20 protein-coding genes and 1 tRNA gene are annotated in these 20636 nt (G+C 65.9%); 7 read left to right on the top strand and 14 right to left on the bottom strand.

Translation table 11 applies throughout. The features are described 5' to 3' along the window. Positions 1-6: 6 nt before the first annotated feature. On the bottom strand, positions 7-2256 hold the full coding sequence (parC, locus tag ASE89_RS06245) for a DNA topoisomerase IV subunit A (RefSeq protein ID WP_056674871.1): 2250 nt from the start codon (positions 2254-2256) through the stop codon (positions 7-9). 222 nt (positions 2257-2478) lie between these two features. Here parC and ASE89_RS06240 point away from each other — a divergent pair, with 222 nt between their 5' ends. From ASE89_RS06240 to purQ, 6 genes are all read left to right on the top strand, one after another. Next, positions 2479-3375 (top strand): alpha/beta hydrolase, encoded by an 897-nt coding sequence (locus tag ASE89_RS06240; RefSeq protein ID WP_082451249.1) that lies wholly within the window; start codon positions 2479-2481, stop codon positions 3373-3375. Positions 3376-3409: 34 nt separating this feature from the next. Next, positions 3410-4624: a kynureninase gene (kynU, locus tag ASE89_RS06235; RefSeq protein ID WP_056674870.1), complete on the top strand. Its 1215-nt coding sequence runs from the start codon at positions 3410-3412 to the stop codon at positions 4622-4624. Between the two features lie 61 nt (positions 4625-4685). Continuing rightward, positions 4686-5558, top strand: coding sequence for a DUF4349 domain-containing protein (locus tag ASE89_RS06230; protein ID WP_056674868.1), 873 nt, complete (start codon positions 4686-4688; stop codon positions 5556-5558). A 118-nt stretch (positions 5559-5676) separates the two neighbouring features. Then, complete coding sequence (gene purC / locus ASE89_RS06225; protein WP_031396310.1) at positions 5677-6456, top strand: phosphoribosylaminoimidazolesuccinocarboxamide synthase; 780 nt, start codon at positions 5677-5679, stop codon at positions 6454-6456. Then, positions 6457-6687 (top strand): phosphoribosylformylglycinamidine synthase subunit PurS, encoded by a 231-nt coding sequence (purS, locus tag ASE89_RS06220; protein WP_031439802.1) that lies wholly within the window; start codon positions 6457-6459, stop codon positions 6685-6687. Next, positions 6684-7352, top strand: a complete 669-nt coding sequence (purQ, locus tag ASE89_RS06215; protein WP_031439801.1) for a phosphoribosylformylglycinamidine synthase subunit PurQ — start codon at positions 6684-6686, stop codon at positions 7350-7352. The genes purS and purQ overlap by 4 nt, the downstream gene beginning before the upstream one ends. A 127-nt stretch (positions 7353-7479) precedes the next feature. Here purQ and ASE89_RS06210 read toward each other — a convergent pair whose 3' ends face one another. After that, a complete protein-coding gene (locus tag ASE89_RS06210) occupies positions 7480-8181 on the bottom strand; it encodes a queuosine precursor transporter (RefSeq protein WP_051916672.1) in 702 nt (233 codons plus the stop codon). Positions 8182-8287: 106 nt separating this feature from the next. Between ASE89_RS06210 and ASE89_RS06205 the strand changes: the two genes are divergently transcribed. Continuing rightward, positions 8288-8364 (top strand) — tRNA-Arg (locus ASE89_RS06205). A gap of 5 nt (positions 8365-8369) precedes the next feature. Here the strand turns inward: ASE89_RS06205 and ASE89_RS06200 are convergent. The 12 genes from ASE89_RS06200 to secY all read right to left on the bottom strand — a co-directional run bounded on the left by ASE89_RS06200 (position 8370) and on the right by secY (position 20332). Then, a complete protein-coding gene (locus tag ASE89_RS06200; protein WP_082451247.1) occupies positions 8370-8801 on the bottom strand; it encodes a c-type cytochrome in 432 nt (143 codons plus the stop codon). A 649-nt stretch (positions 8802-9450) separates the two neighbouring features. After that, positions 9451-11067: a carboxylesterase/lipase family protein gene (locus tag ASE89_RS06195; RefSeq protein WP_056675436.1), complete on the bottom strand. Its 1617-nt coding sequence runs from the start codon at positions 11065-11067 to the stop codon at positions 9451-9453. 107 nt (positions 11068-11174) lie between these two features. After that, positions 11175-12731 (bottom strand): glutamine-hydrolyzing GMP synthase, encoded by a 1557-nt coding sequence (gene guaA / locus ASE89_RS06190; protein WP_056674866.1) that lies wholly within the window; start codon positions 12729-12731, stop codon positions 11175-11177. Positions 12732-12825: 94 nt separating this feature from the next. Then, positions 12826-13248 (bottom strand): 50S ribosomal protein L17, encoded by a 423-nt coding sequence (gene rplQ, locus ASE89_RS06185; RefSeq protein ID WP_031395235.1) that lies wholly within the window; start codon positions 13246-13248, stop codon positions 12826-12828. Positions 13249-13500: 252 nt separating this feature from the next. Beyond that, the gene (locus tag ASE89_RS06180; RefSeq protein WP_031395236.1) at positions 13501-14571 is read right to left on the bottom strand and encodes a DNA-directed RNA polymerase subunit alpha; all 1071 of its coding nucleotides are present in this window, start codon (positions 14569-14571) and stop codon (positions 13501-13503) included. Between the two features lie 100 nt (positions 14572-14671). After that, positions 14672-15061: a 30S ribosomal protein S11 gene (gene rpsK / locus ASE89_RS06175; RefSeq protein ID WP_031395237.1), complete on the bottom strand. Its 390-nt coding sequence runs from the start codon at positions 15059-15061 to the stop codon at positions 14672-14674. Between the two features lie 84 nt (positions 15062-15145). Continuing rightward, entirely contained in the window at positions 15146-15514 is a 369-nt protein-coding gene (gene rpsM / locus ASE89_RS06170) for a 30S ribosomal protein S13 (protein WP_031395238.1), read from the bottom strand. Positions 15515-15729: 215 nt separating this feature from the next. Further along, positions 15730-15963 carry a hypothetical protein gene (locus tag ASE89_RS06165; protein ID WP_056674863.1) on the bottom strand — a complete coding sequence of 78 codons (234 nt, stop codon included), beginning with the start codon at positions 15961-15963 and terminating at the stop codon, positions 15730-15732. A 49-nt stretch (positions 15964-16012) separates the two neighbouring features. Then, positions 16013-17356: a sensor histidine kinase gene (locus ASE89_RS06160; RefSeq protein WP_056674861.1), complete on the bottom strand. Its 1344-nt coding sequence runs from the start codon at positions 17354-17356 to the stop codon at positions 16013-16015. 6 nt (positions 17357-17362) lie between these two features. Beyond that, positions 17363-18055, bottom strand: a complete 693-nt coding sequence (locus ASE89_RS06155; RefSeq protein ID WP_031395241.1) for a winged helix-turn-helix domain-containing protein — start codon at positions 18053-18055, stop codon at positions 17363-17365. A gap of 210 nt (positions 18056-18265) precedes the next feature. Then, positions 18266-18916 (bottom strand): adenylate kinase, encoded by a 651-nt coding sequence (locus ASE89_RS06150; protein WP_056675433.1) that lies wholly within the window; start codon positions 18914-18916, stop codon positions 18266-18268. A gap of 51 nt (positions 18917-18967) precedes the next feature. Beyond that, positions 18968-20332 carry a preprotein translocase subunit SecY gene (gene secY, locus ASE89_RS06145; protein ID WP_031393745.1) on the bottom strand — a complete coding sequence of 455 codons (1365 nt, stop codon included), beginning with the start codon at positions 20330-20332 and terminating at the stop codon, positions 18968-18970. Positions 20333-20636 lie beyond the last annotated feature (304 nt).

Below are 20636 nucleotides of genomic sequence, written 5' to 3'. Positions count from 1 at the left end.
CGAATTTCAGCCGAATCGGTTGTCGCGGGGAAAACCTGTGGGGGGCATCCGCCCGGCCGCGCCGCGCGCCGTACGCCACGGCCCCAGATCCGCCTCGGTCCGCGTGCGCTTGGTCTCGCCGCCCATCGCCCAGCTCAAGCCGTTGGCGAACACAAAGGTGATCGCATCCGCCAGCCCGCCATCGCGGTAACGCTGGAGCTGTACCCCCTGCCCGCGATTCATCTCGACCAGCTCGTTGATCGGGAACACCAGCAGCTTGCGGTTGTCGCCGATCGCCGCGACATAATCGTCCGCGGGGTCGACCGGACGGACCAGCTTCACCTTCTCGCCGATCCGCGGCGTCATCACCGTCTTGCCCTTGCGCGTCTCCGCGATCACGTCCGCTGCGGTCGCGATGAACGCGCGGCCATCGGTCGCCGCGACCATCAGCTTGGCCTGCCGCGCCGCGGGCAAGAGCGCGACGATCCCGACGCTGCCGTCCAGATCGATCATCGCGCGCACCGGTTCGCCAAAGCCACGCCCGCCCGGCAGCTTGTCCGCCGCCAGCGTGAAGAACCGGCCATTCTCCGCCGCGAGCAGCAGCTTGTCGGTCGTCTGCGCATGGAATGCGAAGGCGGGGCCATCGCCCTCCTTGAACTTCAGCGCCTCGGGGCTGGCCAGGTCATTATGCCCGCGCATCGCCCGGATCCAGCCGCGCTGCGACAGGATGACGGTGATCGGCTCGCGCTCGATCATCGCCTCGAGCGGAATGTCGCGGGTCGGCGCGGCCTCCTCAATCGTCGTGCGCCGTTTGCCGAGCAGCGTCTCCGCGCCATAGCGGTCACGGATCTTGCGCAGGTCCGCCTTCATCCGCTTCTTCTGCAGCTTGGGATCGGCGAGCAACGCGGTCAGCGTCGCCTGTTCCTTGTCGAGCTTGTCGCGCTCGGTCTTGATCTCGAACTCTTCGAGCCGGCGAAGCGACCGCAGCCGCATGTTCAGGATCGCCTCCGCCTGACGATCGGTCAGGTTGAACTCGGCGATCATCACCTTTTTCGGCTCGTCCTCGGTACGGATGATCTCGATCACGCGGTCGAGATTGAGATAGGCGATCAGATAGCCGTCGAGCAGCTCGATCCGGTCGGCGATCTTCTCGAGCCGATGCTGGGTGCGCCGCGTCAGCACGACGAACTGATGCTCGACCCAGGCCGCCAGGGCCTCGCGCAGCGACATCACGCGCGGCGTGCGGTCCTTGTCGAGCACGTTGAGGTTGAGGCTGACCCGCGTCTCGAGATCGGTCAGCCGGAACAGCCCGTCCATCAGCACCTGCGGATCGACCGTCCGGCTCCGCGGTTCCAGCACGATGCGGATCTCGGCGTCCGATTCGTCGCGGACATCGGCGAGGATCGGCAGGCGTTTCGCGTTGATCAGGTCAGCGATCTGCTCGATCAGCTTGCCCTTCTGCACGCCGTACGGGATCTCTGACACAATCAGCGTCCACATCCCGCCCTTTTCGCGCTCGATCTCCCAGCGCGCGCGTACCCGGAACCCGCCGCGCCCGGTGCCATAGGATTCGCGGATCACCGCGGGCGGATCGACGACCAGCCCGCCGGTCGGAAAGTCCGGCCCCGTCACATGCGCCAGGATCGCATCATTGTCTGCATCGGGCTGATCGACCAGCAGGATCGCCGCCTCGATCAGCTCGGCGGCGTTGTGCGGCGGGATGCTCGTCGCCATCCCGACCGCGATCCCGCTCGCGCCATTGGCGAGCAGATTGGGGAACATGCCGGGGAACAGCTCGGGCTCCTCGTCCTCGCCATTGTAGGTCGGGCGAAGATTGGCCGCATCCTCGTCGAGCCCGTCCATCAGGTCGACCGCGACCTGCGTCAGACGCGCCTCGGTATAGCGGTAGGCGGCGGCGTTATCCCCGTCGATATTGCCGAAATTGCCCTGCCCGTCGACCAGCGGATAGCGCAGCGAGAAGGTCTGCGCGAGACGGACCATCGCGTCATAGACCGACTGGTCGCCATGCGGATGATATTTGCCGATCACGTCGCCGACGACGCGCGCGCATTTCTTGTAGCCCTGGCTCGGATCGAGCTTCAGCAGCCGCATCGCCCAGAGCAGCCGCCGGTGCACCGGCTTCATCCCGTCGCGCACATCGGGCAACGACCGCGCGGTGATCGTCGAGAGCGCATAGACGAGGTACCGCTCGCTCAAAGCGCTGTCGAACGGAGCGTCGACGATGGAATCGAAGGGATCTTTGAAATCGGTGACCATAGTTGCCTTGTGGATAGCAAGCGCGGCCCAAAGGTTCCACTGTTGTTCTCACCACCCCGACCAGAACGCCCTGTCCTCATCCCCTGCCCGTCACCGTCACGAACGTCAGAACCCACGAGCCAAGCCTCCCACCGATATTGCGTCCACCCGCGACGTCCGCCACCGTCAGACCATGACCGCTCTTGCGTTCGTCACCTGCTCCCCGAAAGGCCACGCAACCCCATGATCCGCCTTGCCTTTCTCGCACTCGCCGCCATCTCCACCCCGGTGATCGCCGAACCGCCCGCACCCAAGCTCCTGACCTGGCCCGACCTCGTCAAACGGCCGAAGCCGAGCCCCGACGCGACCATCGCCTATGGTTCCGACCAGATGCAGAAGGTCGATGTCTGGCGCCCGAAGGGCAAAGGCCCCTTCCCGGTCGTGGTGATGGTCCATGGCGGCTGCTGGACGACGAGCATCGCCGATCGCAGCCTGATGAACTGGGTCGCGGACGATCTTCGCAAGGACGGTCTCGCGGTCTGGAACATCGATTATCGCAGCGTCGACCGCGCCGGCGGGGGCTATCCGGGCACGTTCGAGGACGCGGCGAAGGCGACCGACGCACTGAGCGCGAACGCGGCGACGTTCGACCTCGACACGCGCCGCATCGTCGCGATCGGCCATTCCGCCGGCGGCCATCTCGCGCTCTGGCTCGCCGCCCGCGTAAAGATTCCTGCTGCCAGCCCGCTCCACAGCAGCACGCCGCTGCACGTCGACCATGTCATCAGCCTCGGCGGCCTGCCCGATCTCGAGGCGACGGCGGCCACCCCCGCCAATGGCTGCGGCACGGAGGTCGTTGCCAAGCTCGTCGGCACGCCCAGCGCGGCCCGCGCGGACGTGTACGCCGACACATCGGTGCCGCGCCTCCTCCCGCTCGGCATCGCGCAGGACCTCGTCAACGGCCGCGAGGATCGGATCATCCCCTTCCCCTTCGCCACCGATTATGTCGCCAGGGCGAAAGCCGCAGGCGACGCCGCCGTCCTCCACACCATCCCGGCAACCGGCCATGTCGAACTCGTCGCACCCGAGACGCCCGCCTGGGCGGAGGCGAAACGGCTGATCGCGGCCGCCCTGAAATGAACCGAAACCCGCCCGCATTTACAAAGGCCCGACCATGACCCTCGACGAAGCCCGCGCGCTCGACGCCGCCGATCCTCTGGCAGCGTACCGGGAGCAGTTCGCGCTGCCGGAAGGCGTGATCTATCTCGACGGCAATTCACTCGGCGCGCTCCCCAAGGCGACGCCCGCCGCGCTCGCCGACGTCGCGACCCGCCAATGGGGCGACCGGCTGATCCGCAGCTGGAACGAAGGCTGGATCGACGCGCCGCAGCGGATCGGCGCGAAGATCGCGCCGCTGATCGGCGCCGCCGCCGACGAGGTGATCATCGGCGACACGACCTCGACGCATCTGTTCAAGGCGCTGGTCGCGGCGTTACGCGCCAATCCCGACCGCCACACGGTGTTGAGCGAGGCCGGCAATTTCCCGACCGACCTCCATATCGCCGAGGGCGCGGTCTCCTGCGTCCCCGGCGCCCGGCTGAAGGTGGTCGCGCGCGCGGATCTCGCAGAGGCGCTCGACGAGGACACCGCGGTGCTGCTGCTCACCCATGTCCACTACAAGACCGGCGAGCGCTTCGACATGACCGCGTGGACCGCCCGCGCCCACGATGCCGGCGCGCTGATGCTCTGGGACCTCAGCCACAGCGTCGGCGCGGTGCCGATCGACCTGAACGGCGCCGACGCCGATCTGGCGGTCGGCTGCACGTACAAATACCTCAACGGAGGCCCCGGCGCGCCCGCCTTTCTCTTCGTCGCCAAGCGTTGGCAGGACACGCTTGCCAGCCCGCTCTCCGGTTGGATGGGCCACGCCGCGCCCTTCGCGTTCGAGGACGCCTATCGCCCCGCGCCAGGGATGAAGCGCTGGCTCGCGGGCACCCCCGCCATGCTGTCGACCGCCGCACTCGAAACCGCGCTCGACCTTTGGGCCGACATCGACCAGCACGCCGTCGCCGCCAAGAGCGCGCGTCTGTTCGACATCCTCGCCGCCGCCGGCGACGCGCTCGGCCTCGACTGTGTCAGCCCGCGCGATCCCGCCCAGCGCGGCAGCCATATCAGCTTCCGCCACTCGCACGCCTATGCGATCACCCAGGCGCTAATCGCCCGCGGCGTAATCGGCGATTTCCGCGACCCCGACATCCTGCGCCTTGGCCTGACACCGCTTTATCTTAGCCACGAGGATGTCTGGCGCGCCGGCGACATACTGCGCGAGATCAACATCGACCAAAGTTGGAAAGATCCCCGCTTCGCCACCCGCCTCGCCGTAACCTGACCGCGATTGACCGCAATTCGGATCGGCTGGATAGTATATCGCAGCGATCGGGAGAGCAGGCATGCGGTACGGGGTGATTGGTACAGCAGTTCTGGCGCTGGCAGCCTGTAGCAAGGCGCCAAATGCCGTTTCGGTCGAGAAGCTCGCCACCTACGACGTCGAGCCGTCCGCCGCAGCACCGGTCAAATCGGCAAGCGCGGCAAACAGCTCGCAGCCCATCTCCGTCGCGATTCCGCAAATGGCATATTCCTATAAATATGCCTTCCGATTGGCAGGCGATGCGATCGCCGGCGCGCAGCAGACGCATATCGCCCTATGCGACCGTCTCGGTCCCGCGCGCTGTCAGGTTCTCGCGCTGGACAGCGGCAAAAGCGATGACATGGCGTCGACCGGCACGTTGAAACTGCGCGTCCAGAGCAGTATCGCGCGACGCTTTGGCCAGCAGTTACAGAATAGCATCGCCAAGGCCGGCGGTCGCGCCCTGTCGAGTTCGATCGCCGCCGAGGACGTGTCGAAGGACATCGTCGATACCGAGGCGCGCCTGCGCCAGCGGACGCTGCTGGTCGAGCGGTTGACGGACATCCTCCGCACGCGCACCGGCAAGGTGTCGGAGCTCGTCGAAGCCGAACGCAGCGTGGCCGCCGCGCAGGAAGAGATTGATCAGGCCAAGGGCTGGCTCGGCGAGCTGCGCGGACGCGTCGTCATGTCGACGATCGAGATCGGCTACCAGGCCGTCGCTGCCGACCCCGGCAGTCCCCGGTCCGGACTCGCCGAGGCCGTGGTCGGGTCGTGGAGCACCTTCACCATGGGCATCGCCGCGATTCTCAGAACCTTGATCTTCCTGGCGCCCTGGGCTCTGATGGCGGGGCTTAGCGTCCTTGGCTGGCGTGGTCTTGGTTTCCGCCTGCGTCGTACCCGGGACGCTCAGCCCTGATTGCACCACCGCGACCCTTGGCCTATAGGCGCGGCCTGTTCCGGCCTCGGCTCCGCGATCGGTTTCGCGTGGGCCGGGGCCGCTCGATTTTCACCGTTCGATTTTCAGGGGACCGCGCATGGCTCGCCGCCGCCAGATCTACGAAGGCAAGGCCAAGATCCTCTACGAGGGTCCCGAGCCCGGCACGCTGATCCAGTATTTCAAGGACGACGCGACCGCGTTCAATGCCCAGAAAAAGGGCACGATCAACGGCAAGGGCGTGCTCAACAACCGGATTTCCGAGCACATCTTCACGCTGCTCGATCATATCGGCGTGCCGACGCACTTCATCCGCCGGCTTAACATGCGCGAGCAGCTGATCCGCCAGGTCGAGATCGTCCCGATCGAGGTCGTCGTGCGCAACGTCGCCGCGGGTTCGATCTCGAAGCGTCTTGGAATCGAGGAGGGCACCAAGCTGCCCCGCACGATCATCGAATATTACTACAAGGACGATGCACTCGGCGATCCGATGATCTCCGACGAGCATATCGCCGCGTTCGGCTGGGCGAGCCAGGAGGAGATGCACGACATCGCCGACCTCGCGATCCGCGTGAACGATTTCCTGTGCGGGCTGTTTGCCGGCGTCGGCATCCGCCTCGTCGACTTCAAGCTCGAATTCGGCCGCATCTTCGACAATGATTATGGCCGCATCATCCTCGCGGACGAGATCAGCCCCGATGGCTGCCGTCTGTGGGACATGGAAACCAACGAGAAGATGGACAAGGACCGCTTCCGCCGCGATCTCGGCGGCGAAGTCGAGGCCTATCAGGAGGTTGCACGCCGTCTTGGCCTGTTGCCCGAAGGTGGCGACAATTCGGTCCTCGACCTCGAAAAGCATCGCAAGAACCGGGGCAAGTAAATGAAACTCAAGGTTTTCGTGACACTCAAACCCGGCGTGCTCGACCCGCAGGGCCGCGCCATCCATCACGCACTCGGCAGCCTCGGCTTCGACGGCGTGCAGGACGTCCGCCAGGGTAAGCTGATCGAGCTGGAGGTCGCCGACGATACCGACGACGCGACGATCGACGGCATGTGCCGCAAGCTGCTCGCCAATACGGTGATCGAGAATTACCGGGTCGAGAAGGCATGAAGACCGCGGTCATCGTCTTCCCCGGCTCCAACTGCGACCGTGACATCGCCGTCGCGCTGGAAACGGTGACCGGCGTCAAGCCGACCATGGTCTGGCACGGCGACGCCGACCTGCCGGGCGATGTCGGGCTGGTCGCGGTGCCCGGCGGCTTCTCCTACGGCGATTACCTGCGCTCGGGCGCGATCGCCGCACGCTCGCCGATCATGCGCGCGGTCGTCGAGGAGGCGGGCAAGGGCCTGCCCGTGCTCGGCATCTGCAACGGCTTCCAGGTGCTGACCGAGGCGGGGCTCCTGCCCGGCGCGCTGATGCGCAACCAGGGGCTGAACTTCGTTTGCCGTGACGTCGCGCTGACTGTCGAGACGTCCTCGAGCCGCTTCACGTCTGGCTATAGCGCTGGCGAACACGTCTCCTTCCCGGTCGCGCATCATGACGGCAATTACTTCGCCGACACAGAGACGCTCGACCGCCTCGAAGGCGAAGGCCGCGTCGCCTTCCGCTATGCCGAGAGCGTCAACGGATCGGTGCGCAACATCGCTGGCCTGCTCAACGACAAGGGCAACGTGCTCGGCATGATGCCGCACCCCGAACGCCGGATCGAAGCGGCGCATGGCGGCACGGATGGCCGACGGCTGTTCGAAGGTCTGATGGAAGCCGTCAGCGCTTAATCGGGTTCGTCACCCTACCCCACCCCATCCGTTTGCCATGAGCGAAGTCGAAGGGCCTGAGACCCAGGTGCTTCGACTTCGCCCAGCACGAACGGGTGGGGGCGGAAGCGGATCGCATGCGACAGGCTCAAACCCGCGTCCGGAACGGCGAGAAGTCCGTCCCCTCGTCATACACATCGACCCCCTCGCGCCGCTTGAGCCACCCCACCGCGACATAGGTTAGCGGCGTCAGCAGCACCTCCCACGACACCTTCAGCGCGAACTGGCTGACCATTACCATCAGCATCGCCTCAACCGGCCAGTCGGGCGCGCCGTAAAAGGCCAGTGGATAGAAGATCAGGCTGTCGAACGCCTGCCCTACCACCGTGCTGCCGATCGTCCGCGTCCACAGCATGCGCCCCTTGGTCCAGATCTTCATCCGCGCGAGCACGAAGCTGTTGGCAAATTCGCCCACCCAGAACGCACAGATCGAGGCCAGCACGATCCGCGGCACCTGTCCGAACACCGACTCATACGCCGCCTGCCCCGTCCACCCCGCGTCCGGCGGCAGCGCGACGACGACCGTCGACATGAACACCATGAAGAGCATCGCGCCGAACCCGGCCCAGATACAGCGGCGCGCCCGCGCATAGCCGTAGACTTCGGTCAGCACGTCGCCGATCACATAGCTGACCGGGAAGAACAGGATCCCCGCGCCGAATGGCCAGGCACCGATGAACGGCAGGTCGATCACCGCCCGCTTGCCCGCGCCGATCACATTCGACAGCAGCAGGATGGTGACGAACGCCGCCATCACGAAATCGAAATAGCGGAACTGTTCGCTGCGCATGGCAGTGGCCGCCACGGGTTCGGGCGCGTCGTGATCCACGATATTCATCACGTCGTTATGATGACGGTTCCAAGCTCGTGCAATGCACGCTAATCGGAACGCGTGCGCGCCCGTAGCTCAGTTGGATAGAGCAAGGAGCTTCTACCTCCTCGGTCGGGGGTTCGACTCCCTCCGGGCGCGCCAATTTCCTAACGGTCTCGGCGATAGGTCGCGAGATAGGCGATCACGTCGGCGCGCTGCTGCGCATCGGACAGACCGGCAAAGCGCATCGTCGTCCCCGGCACCAGGCCCTGCGGTGCCCGAAGCCACGCATCGAGCCGCGCCGCATCCCAGCGCCCGCCCATTGCCTGCAACGCCGCGGTATAGGCAAATCGCGGCCGGCGTTGCGCGACCGGGCCGTCAACCAGGTCGTAGAGATTGGGACCGTCGGTATCGGGGGCGTCCGCACCAATCGTGTGGCAGGCCTTGCACTGAACGAACACGCGCGCACCCGCCACGGGGTCGCCCGTCAGCGTCCCGACCACCACGCGGCGTTCCACAGCGGCGGCATCCCGGCCATCGCCCGTCTGCTGGCATGCGCCGACGAGCATCAGCCCCAGTGTCACCCCGATCCTCCGCATGCCTTCGCTCCGATACCACCGGCCCGTCCGAACGGCCGCGTCCCCCGCCTAGCGCAGATTTTCGGGCGAAACGAGGCAGCGGCGTGACGAGCGGTGCTGTCAAGTTTTGCCGCCGGTGCTAGCTTGTCGTCAGCGACGCAGTGCCGATACGGCATCGCGTCCTCGGCGCCCCGCCCGGATACGAGAGTGTCGCACGGACGGGCGGGGCGCCCCGTTCATTTTCAATTCACGACTGCTTGGCATAAGCCATGGGCAGAGGCGTTGCCGAGTATCGCGTAACCTTCAGCGCCCCGCCAGTTTTCAGTCACACGGGCCGGCGGGGCGCGCAGCACCATCCCTCCCCGCTTGGTCGGCATCGTTCGGTGCAGACCACACACAGCGCAATCGGGATCGCCGAATCGCAATTCGATCTCCAGGTTTGTCCCGCAATCGGTCGGCACAACTTCCTTTCAAAAGTCTTGATACATCGCGGCATTCCGCCCATATCCGATCTGTCCGACGCGCTTCCCCAAGACAGCAGCGTCGGCGCTGGACTGCGGCCCGCACGAGTTATCCCCTTTTCTCGAGCGGGCCGATTCCTACTGAAATCGACAGAAGACGCGGACGCCAGACGCTCGAACTATGTGTGCAAGCGGCTGCGTGGCGTGCCTCAGCGCCGTTCGGGGCCTGCTGCCACGGCGTCGGCGGGCCCCTGTACCGCATCCAGCCGGGCCTTGAGCGGATCCACGCCGTTGATCGCGCTCGCATCGGCCTGCAGCAGCTGCACGGCGCCCCGGCGTGCGTCGAAGGCCGGCCAGCGCGGTAGTCCCGGCGCGTTGGGATCGCCCTTCCGCACGAAATTGACGACATAGCGGTTGGCGAGCTGCGCGGCGCGGGCATCCTGCGGGGTCAGCGCCGCGCCGTATTTCGCGGCAACCGTGTCGAAGAAATACGGGATGTCCGTGGCATGCGGCGCGCCCGACCAGTCCTTGCGCATCGATTGTGCGACATAGCCGAAGCGATAGAGATAGGCTGGCTGCCCCGCGCGCTGCGTCTCCTGCGCGACGAGCCGCGCGGGTTCGTGCATCAGGCGGTCGCGTCCTACCTCGGGACCGACCGCGGCAAGCTCCTGCGTGCCCGCGGGATCATAGGCGGCGCGGGCGGCGTCGGCCTGCGCACCGAAGCTGGCGAACAGCCCCTCCTTGGACGTCTCGCCAAAGCCCGCGATATCCGCGTCGGTGGTCCCGACCATCATCGGTACCGCCATCGCGGTCCCTCGCCGCATCGCTCCGTCCGTCGTGCCGACCACGATGCGGCCATCGACGATCGGTCCGCCCGCATAGGTCGGCACATCCACCGGGCCCCGATAGGCAAGGTTCAACTCGCCGCGCACCTGATCGGCGGGCAAGGCGCGAAGCGCCGCGAGCGTTTCCGCATCAGACCGTCCCGCAATGCCCTGGGTCGTCGCAAAGTTGACGCCGATCGTCTCGGCCGAAGGCCTGCCGCCCGCCTCACCGCGAAGCGGCACGCCACCGATCAATGTGCGCCCGCCGCCCGACATCACGATCGCCCGCGCGAACAGGCCCTTTGCCATTGGCGATGCCATCAGGTTCAACACCGAGGCGCCCCCTGCCGATTCACCCATCAGCGTGACCTGCGCCGGATCGCCCCCGAATTTCGCGATGTTCGCCCGCACCCATTGCAATGCCGCGATCTGGTCGAGCAGCGCATAGTTGCCGAGCGGTCCCTCGTTCGCCGCGCTCAGCGCGGGGTGCGCGAAAAAGCCGAACCGTCCGAGCCGGTAGTTGAAGCTGACGAACACGACGTCCTGCCGTGCGAACGCCGACCCGTCATATACCGCAGGTGACGATCCGCCATTCACGAACCCGCCGCCATAGATCCAGACCAGCACGGGTTTCGGCGCCGCTGACGCCGCCGGACGCCAGACGTTGAGGACGAGACAATCCTCCGCCGGCGTCGTGCCGAGCGGCGCCGCATCGCTCGGAAAGGGCAGTTGCATGCAGTCATGCCCGAAACGGTCCGCCGCGCGCACGCCCGACCATGTCTGCACCGGCTGCGGCGCCCGCCAGCGCAAGGGGCCGACCGGCGGCGCTGCAAAGGGTATGCCCTTGAAGACCGCGACGCCTGCGCCCGTCGTGCCGGTCACCGAACCGCCCTCGACCTGGACCGCGGGCGTCACGCCCTGCGCCGCACCTGTGCCCGGGACCATCGCGGCAACACACGTCATCGCGATCGCCAGCGTCGTCGACGCCCTCTGCATGCTCATCACCGCTCTCCCCCGGTCCTGCTTGTCTACGAGGGGATGGAACACCCGCGCCCATCCTGCAATCGGGGAAACCGCTCAGGCGCAGAGGCGCACGCCACCCATGGGGCTCACTCCCACTCGATCGTGCCGGGCGGCTTCGACGTATAGTCGTAGGTGACGCGGTTGATGCCCTTGACCTCGTTGATGATCCGGGTCGCCACGCGCGGCAGGAAGTCGCCGGGGAACTGGAACGCCTGCGCGGTCATCCCGTCGGTCGACGTCACTGCGCGCAGGGCGAGGACGTTGTCGTAAGTGCGGCCGTCGCCCATCACGCCGACACTGCGCACGGGCAGCAGCACCGCGAACGCCTGCCAGATCGTGTCGTAGAGCCCCGCCGCGCGGATCTCCTCGAGGTAGATCGCATCCGCCTTGCGCAGGATGTCGCAGCGTTCCTTGGTGACTTCGCCGGGGATGCGGATCGCGAGGCCGGGTCCGGGGAACGGATGACGGCCGACGAAGATCTCCGGCAGGCCCAACTCGCGACCAAGCGCGCGGACCTCGTCCTTGAACAGTTCGCGCAAGGGCTCGACGAGCTTCATGTTCATCCGCTCGGGCAGACCGCCGACATTATGGTGGCTCTTGATCGTTACCGACGGCCCGCCGGTGAAGCTGACGCTCTCGATCACGTCGGGATAGAGCGTACCCTGAGCCAGGAACTCCGCCCCGCCCAGTTTCTTCGCCTCGGCATCGAACACGTCGATGAAGGTCTTGCCGATGAACTTGCGCTTCAGCTCGGGGTCGGTGATGCCCGCGAGACCGCTGAGGAACAGCTCCTCGACGTTCACATGGATCAGTGGGATGTTGTAGGCGCCGCGGAACAGGCTGACGACCTGCTCGCTCTCGCCCGCGCGCATCAGGCCGTGATCGACATAGACGCAGGTGAGCTGCTCGCCGATCGCCTCGTGGATCAGCACCGCCGCGACCGCCGAATCGACGCCGCCCGACAGACCGCAGATGACCCGGCCGGTGCCGACCTGCGCGCGGATCTCGGCGATCTTGGTCTCGCGGAACTCCGCCATCGTCCAGTCGCCGCTGAGACCGCAGACGTGCCGCGCGAAGTTCGCGATCAGCTTGCCGCCATCGGGCGTGTGGACGACCTCGGGATGGAACTGCACGCCGTAGAAACGCCGCGTCTCGTCGGCGACGATCGCATAGGGGGCGCCGGTCGACACCGCGACGGGGGTGAAGCCGGGCGGGATCGCGTCGACCTTGTCGCCATGGCTCATCCACACCTGGTGCCGCTCGCCCTCGGCCCACAGTCCGTCGAACAGCGCGCAAGGCGACTTCACCTCGACGAACGCGCTGCCGAATTCGCCGCCGTCACCCGAGACGATCACGTTGCCGCCGAGCTGTGCGGACATGACCTGCTGGCCGTAGCAGATGCCGAGGATCGGGATCCCCGCCTCGAAGAAATGCTGCGGCACCCGGGGGCTGTTCTCGGTCGTGACCGAGGCGGGGCCACCCGACAGGATGATCCCCTTTGGCTGCATCCGCTCGAACGCGGCCGCGGCGGACTGGAAGGGGGCGATCTCGCTATAGACGCCCGCCTCGCGCACGCGGCGGGCGATCAGCTGGGTTACCTGGCTGCCGAAATCGACGATGAGAATGCTGTCTGGGTGCTCCATGTCGGGCGCATAGCCGGATGGAACCCGTAACGAAAGAGGCCGCGCCTCCCGGATGGGAAACGCGGCCTGCAATTCGACTAACGAGAGGCGGGAATTATGCCGCTTCGTTGTAATCCTCGTCCGACATCACCGGACCCGAATCCTGGCCCTTCGCCGAGACGTCGCGGTCGACGAACTCGATGACGGCCATCGGCGAGGCGTCCGACATGCGGATGCCGGCCTTGATGACGCGGGTATAGCCGCCGTTGCGATCCGCATAACGGGTCGCCAGAACGTCGAACAGCTTCACCAGCTGGGCGTCGTCGAGCAGCTTGCCGTGCGCGAGACGACGGTTGGACAGGCCACCCTTCTTCGCGAGCGTGATCAGCTTCTCGATGTAGGGACGCAGTTCCTTCGCCTTGGCGACGGTGGTGGTGATCTGCTCGTGCTTGATGAGCGCGGCGCTCATGTTGCGGAACAGAGCAAGACGGTGGGCCGAGGTCCGCTGAAGCTTACGGCCGCCTACGCGATGGCGCATGTTTAATACCTTTTCGTTCGTTCAGGGGCCGTATGAGGTACCCGGGAGCTGGTCGCCGTTAAGGCCGGCGACCGTTGCCTTCGTAAAGACGGCAAGGACGGGTTTCGTCAATCACGAAACCCGCACCTTGCCCATTTTGTCTTCAGCCGTGTGGCGACCCGGCAAAGCCGTGTCGTCGAACGGGTCGGTCGAAACCGACCCGCCGGCCGGGCTGTCTGGTCTCCGGTGCAGCATGGCTGCCCCGGTGCCAGATCAGCCCATGATTTCCTGCTCGAGCTTCTTGGCCATCTCTTCGATGTTCTCAGGCGGCCAGCCCGGGATTTCCATGCCCAGGCGAAGACCCATCGACGACAGCACTTCCTTGATCTCGTTCAAGGACTTGCGGCCGAAGTTAGGCGTGCGCAGCATCTCGGCTTCGGTCTTTCCGACCAGATCGCCGATATAGATGATGTTGTCGTTCTTGAGGCAGTTCGCCGAACGCACCGACAGCTCGAGCTCGTCGACCTTCTTGAGAAGGTACCGATTGATCTGCTGCGTGTCGCCTGCGGGCTCCGCACCACCGGCAGCGGGTGCTGCCTGGCCGATCGGGGCCGACGAACGCGTGACCGACGAATCGTCGAAGTGGACGAACAGCGCGAGCTGGTCCTGGAGGATGCGACCGGCATAGCCGACTGCGTCTTCCGGGGTGATCGTGCCGTCGGTTTCGATCGTCAGCGTCAGCTTGTCGTAATCCAGGTCCTGACCGACGCGGGTCGGGTCGACCTTGTACGACACCTGACGTACCGGCGAGTAGAGCGCATCGACCGGGATCAGACCGATCGGCGCGTCGGCAGGGCGGTTTGCGGTCGCGGGCACGTAACCCTTACCGATGTCGGCGGTCAGCTCCATGTTGAGCGTCGCACCCTCATCGAGGTGGCAGATCACGAGATCCTTGTTCATGATCTCGATGTCGCCCGAGACGGCGATGTCGCCGGCCTTGACTTCACCCGGACCCGTTGCCGAGAGCTGGAGGCGCTTGGGCCCCTCGCCCTGCATGCGGATCGCGATCTGCTTCACGTTGAGGACGATGTCGGTCACGTCCTCGCGGACGCCGGCCAGAGACGAGAACTCATGCAGCACGTTCTCGATCTTGATCGAGGTCACGGCCGCGCCCTGCAGCGACGAAAGCAACACGCGACGCAGCGCGTTACCGAGCGTCAGGCCGAAGCCACGCTCGAGCGGCTCGGCGATGAAGGTCGCCTTGCGCTTGGTGTCGCCACCGGCCTTTTTCTCCAGGCCGCTGGGCTTCTTGAGTTCCTGCCAGTTCTTTGCGTTGACAGACACTTGCTTCCCCTAATTTGGGGGCCGGCGGACAGGACGTCCACCGGCCATGAATATGCACCCGTGCCGCGCGATCAACCGCGTACGGGCAACGTCGGAGAAATCAGACGCGACGACGCTTCGAAGGACGAACGCCGTTGTGCGGGATTGAGGTCACGTCGCGGATCGACGTGATCTGGAAACCGACTGCCTGCAGCGCGCGCAGTGCCGACTCGCGGCCCGAACCGGGGCCCTTCACTTCGACTTCGATCGTCCGGACGCCGTGCTCGGCGGCCTTCTTGCCCGCGTCTTCCGCTGCGACCTGCGCCGCGTACGGAGTCGACTTGCGCGAGCCCTTGAAGCCCATTGCGCCGGCCGACGACCACGAGATCGCGTTGCCCTGGGCATCGGTGATCGTGATCATGGTGTTGTTGAAGCTGGCATTCACGTGTGCGACGCCAGAGGTGATGTTCTTGCGCTCGCGCCGCTTAATGCGCTGAGGTTCGCGTGCCATGGTGTATTTCCTGACCTGTATCTGCGTGACGCCGGGCGGTCCCTCGGGACCAGCGCCGGCGGAGTAATCCGGGGTTGAGTCGGATTACTTCTTCTTGCCGGCGATCGGCTTAGCCTTGCCCTTGCGGGTGCGCGCATTGGTGTGCGTACGCTGGCCGCGGACCGGCAGGCCCTTACGGTGACGAAGACCACGATAGCAGGCGAGATCCATCAGGCGCTTGATGTTCATCGACACCTGGCGACGCAGATCGCCTTCGACGGTGTAGTCGGCGTCGATCGCCTCACGGATGTGCAGCACTTCCTGGTCGGTCAGGTCCTGGACTCGTGCCGTGTCGGCAATGCCGAGCTTCGCGACGATTTCCTTGGCCTTGGTCGAACCGATGCCGTGAATATAGGTCAGCGCGATCACCACGCGCTTGTTGGTCGGGATATTAACACCCGCGATACGTGCCATGAACTTGGTTCTCCTGCTCCACGAGGTCCGGCATGGCTGCACGGCCCTCATCTCCTAGCGATGATCCGAAACGCACGATAACGGCGAACGCAAAAGAGCGCCGCCGGGAACCGTCGTATCGGGGAGGCCGAATTAGGCGCGCGCTAACGAACTGTCAAGCCGCGGGTTCCGCCGCCCGCATGATGTGCCCCCGCAAGCCGCGCCGCGCGACCGCGTCAGGGCCGGGCCCCGGCCACCCGTCGCATAACGATCCAGCGCCGCAGCGCGACGACGAACCAGATCAGCTCGACCAGCCCGAACGGCCATGCCCCCTGCAGGAAGCCATAGGCCGATCCGAACAGGCACCCGACGGCGAAGCCGAACGTCCACCAATGCGATCCCGATTCCTTGGCATAGCACAGCAGGGTGAAGGAGACTGCGGCAAGCCCGAAAAGCGAAAGTGCGTCCATCGCCAATCCCTTGGCGCGTCCGGCCGGACAAAGCCATCCCCGCTCGCAGTCAGACTGGCAGGACGATCCGCGCAACGAGGCCGGGCGCATTGTCCCCCAGTTCGAACCGCCCGTCATGCAGCCGCGCGACCGCCTCGACCAGCGCCATGCCCAGCCCCGCCCCCGGGGTCGTGCGTGCGCTGTCGAGCCGCCCGAACCGCTTGAGTGCCTGCGCGCGGTCCGCCACCGCGATCCCCGGCCCGCGATCCTCGACCTGGATCACGACGCCGTCACCGCGCTCGATCAAGCGCAGCGTCACCATGCCACCACTAGCCCCATGCCGCAGCGCGTTGTCGATCATGTTGGTGATCGCCTGGCTCAGCAGTTCGCGGTGCAGCGCCATGGCCGGGGGCCGATCATCGATCGCCACGACGAAGCTCAGGCCCGCATCCTCGGCGACCGGGGCGTAGAGCTCACCGATCTCCTCGAGCAGGTTCGCAGGCGACACCTGGATGAACCGGTCGCGCGATACCGATCCCGACCGGCTGATCTCGATCACCATCGTCAGCATCCGCATGACCAGGTCAGTCTCGGTCAGCAGCCCGCCCAGCGCCACTTCACGCGCGTCGGGGTCCGCGATCAGCACCGCCTGCTCGGTCTTGGTCCGCAGGCGCGCCAACGGCGAGCGCAGGTCATGGGCTAGGCTGTCGGTCACGACGCGCAGCTCGGCCATCACCCCCTCAAGCTTGCTGAGCATGACGTTCAGCCGCGCGGCCAGCCGGTCGAACGCGTCACCGCCACCCGCGACCACGGCCACCCGGCGTGACAGGTCACCCTCGCCCGCGGCCTCGACGACGCTCGCTATCCCGTCGAGACGCCGACCGACATAGCGCGCGAGCACGAGCCCCCCGACGATGCCGAGCGCGAGCGAGAGGGTGATGGCGAAGGCCAGCGCGCGCTCCATCGCACGTTCCTCCGCCGCGATCAGGTCAAGGTTGCGGCCGGTCAGCAGCCATTGCCGGCCGATCGGGTACAGGGCGTACCCCGTCTCGCGCGCGTTCCACAACGCGTCGTCGCCAAGCCGGGCGATCCTGAAGCGGGTCATACGCAGCGGCACGGTCAGCCGCGCAGGCGCGACTCCCTGGACGGTTCGTCCGTCCGCGTCGACGAGCGCGAGTACCAGCGAGACGTCGCCGGGGCTCACCGCCTCGCCGATCGCCTGGCGCAGTTCGGGAATACCGCCGACCTGCCAGACGGTGCGCAGCGCATCAGACTGTTCGGTTGTCTCGCGCCGGATCGCATCGATCGCATCGGCGCTGGTCTGTTTCCAGACGAAGCCGATCAGCGCGAGGTTGGACACTAGCGACAACATGATCGCGAGCAGCGCGATCCGCGCGGTGACCGACAGGCGCATCGCGGTTCAGCCCTCCACGGCGAGCCGGTATCCTGCCCCGCGTACCGTATGGAGGATCGGCGTCGGGAACCCGTCCTCGAGCTTGCGCCGCAACCGCCCGATATGGACGTCGACGACGTTCGATCCCGGATCGAAGTGATAGTTCCAGATCTTCTCGAGCATCATCGTCCGCGTCACGACCTGCCCCGCATGCCGGGCGAGGAATTCGAGCAGGTTGAATTCACGCGCGCCCAGCGGGATCGTGTGCCCACCGCGCGACACGACGCGTGAAAGCAGGTCGATCTCGAGATCGCCGACCGACAGCTTGGTTTTTTGCGGATCGCTCGCGAGGCGGTCCGACCGGCGCACCAGTGCCTCGACGCGCGCCGACAGTTCCGCGAACGAGAAGGGTTTGCACAGATAGTCGTCGGCCCCGGCCTTCAGCCCGTCGACGCGGTGGTCGACCGCCGCGAGCGCGGAGAGGATGAGAACCGGGGTGACGATGCCGGCCGCGCGGACCGCGCTGACCATGGCGAGGCCGTCCAGCCCCGGCAGCATCCGGTCGGCGATGATCAGGTCGAAGATCCCCTCGCTCGCGAGGAACAGTCCGTCACGCCCATCGCCACAGGTCTCGACGGCATAACCCGCTTCGGTCAGCCCCTTGGCAAGATAGCTCGCGGTCGAGACATCATCTTCGACAATCAGGATCTTGCGGTTCACGGCGTCATCGCTTTCCCCTGTCCCATAACGGAAAGGCCGGCGGAAATCACTTCCCGCCGGCCCCCACGGTACCCCCGGGAGTGACGGGCACCGATCTCTGGAAACTCGTGCCGCTCTTTCGGGCGACACGCGTCTCTTAGGATCGGGCACTCGACAGGGGGATGACCCGAACATGACAAACCTGTCATGTTCGGGTCGGTGAACGTCTAATCAGCGGTCGTCGAGGATCGCCGCGATCGCGACACCGACATGGCCGATGTCCGCCATCCCGTCGACGCGGCGTACAAGCCCGCGCGCACCGTAGATCGGCAGGATCGGCGCGGTCTTGGCGCGATATTCGGCCATCCGCGTCTTGACGGTTTCGGCATTGTCGTCGGGACGGCGCTTGAACTCGGTCGAGCCACACACGTCGCAGACCCCGGCAACCGCCGGCTGCTTGAACCGATCGTGATAACCGGCGCCGCAGTTCGCGCAGGTGTACCGCCCAACCACACGGTCGATCAGCGCGGCTTCGTCAACACCAAGCTCGATCACGTAGTCGAGCGTGCGGCCGCGAGCCGCAAGCAGCCCGTCGAGCGCCTCGGCCTGGGCCGCGGTGCGCGGATAGCCGTCGAAGATCACGCCGTTTGCGGTATCGGGCTGGTCGAGCCGCTCACCGATGATGCCCGACACGATGTCGTCGCTGACCAGGCCCCCGGCGGCCATCACGGCTTTCGCCTGAAGGCCGACGGGCGATTCCGCGGCGACCGCAGCGCGCAGCATGTCGCCGGTCGACAGCTGGACCATGCCGCGTTCGGCCACGAGCGTCGCGGCCTGCGTGCCCTTGCCCGCGCCTGGCGGGCCAAGAAGGATGATATTCACGAAACGCACTCCCCTCGTTCGTGCAGGATTATAAACCGGTAACCCCGCAACTTAGCGAAGTCGACCGCCCTTCAGCTTCGCCTTCTTGATCAGGTCGCCATATTGATGCGCGAGCAGATGGCTCTGGATCTGTGTCACCGTATCCATCGTCACGTTGACGACAATCAGCAGGCTGGTGCCGCCAAGATAGAAGGGGATCGACAGCGCCGTGACCAGATATTCGGGCAGCAGGCAGATGATCGTCAGATAGGCGGCACCGATGACGGTGATGCGCGTCAGAACATAATCGAAGTAGTTCTCGGTGTTCTTGCCCGGACGGATGCCGGGGATGAACCCGCCATGCCGCTTCAGATTGTCCGCGGTCTCTTCGGGATTGAAGACGATCGCGGTGTAGAAGAACGAGAAGAAGATGATGCCCGCACCGTAGAGCAGCATGTACACGGGGCTGCCGTGCTGCAGATACTGGTTCAGGGTGATGATGAAATCGCCCCACTGCGACTCACCCGCAACGCGCTGTCCGGCGAACTGCGAGATCGTCAGCGGCATCAGCAGCAGCGACGAGGCGAAGATCGGCGGGATGACGCCCGCGGTGTTGATCTTCAACGGCAGATGGCTGCGATCCGCCTGCATCCCGCGCTGCGTCTGGCGCTTGGGATACTGGATCAGGATGCGGCGCTGTGCGCGCTCCATGAAGCAGATGAACAGGACGAGCAGGACGACCGCTACGATGATGCCGATCAGCTTGATCGGGTCGAGGCTGCCCGAACGGCCGCCCTCGAGCAGGTTGACCAGCGTCGTCGGCAGATGCGCAACGATGCCCGCCATGATGATCAGCGAGACGCCGTTGCCGATGCCACGGCTGGTGATCTGCTCACCCAGCCACATCAGGAACATCGTCCCGCCGATCAGCGAGATGACCGCCGCGATGCGGAAGGTCATGCCCGGTTCGATCACCGCGGCGATGCCCTGGTTCGCGCCGAGCGTCTCGAGCCCGACGGCGATGAAATAGCCCTGCACCGCGGTCAGGCCGACGGTGCCGTAGCGGGTATACTGGTTCAGGCGCTTGCGGCCCGATTCGCCGTCCTTCTTGATCGCGGCGAGCGTGGGGCTCAGCGAGGTCGCGAGCTGCACCACGATCGAGGCGGTGATGTAGGGCATCACGCCGAGCGCGATCAGCGACATGCGGCTGAGCGAGCCACCCGAGAAGGTGTTGAAGAAGTCGAGCACGCCGCCCTGCGTCTGCTGCGACAACAGGCCCAGCGCGGTCGGGTCGACACCCGGCAACGGGACATAGCTGAGCAGGCGGAAGACGATCAGGGCGCCGATCGTGAACCACAACCGCTTCTTGAGATCGGTCGCCTTGGCGAATTTGGACAGGCTGACGCTTTGCGCCATCTGGTCGGCTGCGGATGCCATACGTGTGATCGTCCTGGAAACAAAGAAGGCGGGAAGCGTTGTGACCGCCCCCGCCGCTCATATAGGCGCAGGAGCGCGCTTGTCTAATGCCTAGGTGGCTTCGGTCGCTTCCCATGCCGTTCGTGCACCGCAACGCGCGGGTCATTTAACCCTTCGCCCTGCCCCGTTCGTCCTGAGCGAAGTCGAAGGACATTGCCCGAAGCGAGCGACCCTTCGACTTCGCTCAGGGCGAACGGGGGGCGGGGATGGCGACAGGTGGGAAGGCCGGCAACCTGGCAAACAAAAAAGGGGCCGGCGCTCTCGC

The organism is Sphingomonas sp. Leaf30, assembly GCF_001422525.1.
GTDB classification, from domain to species: Bacteria; Pseudomonadota; Alphaproteobacteria; order Sphingomonadales; family Sphingomonadaceae; genus Sphingomonas; species Sphingomonas aerolata.
The sequence above is the reverse complement of the archived record's forward strand: the minus strand, read 5'-3'. Positions and strand labels throughout refer to the sequence as shown.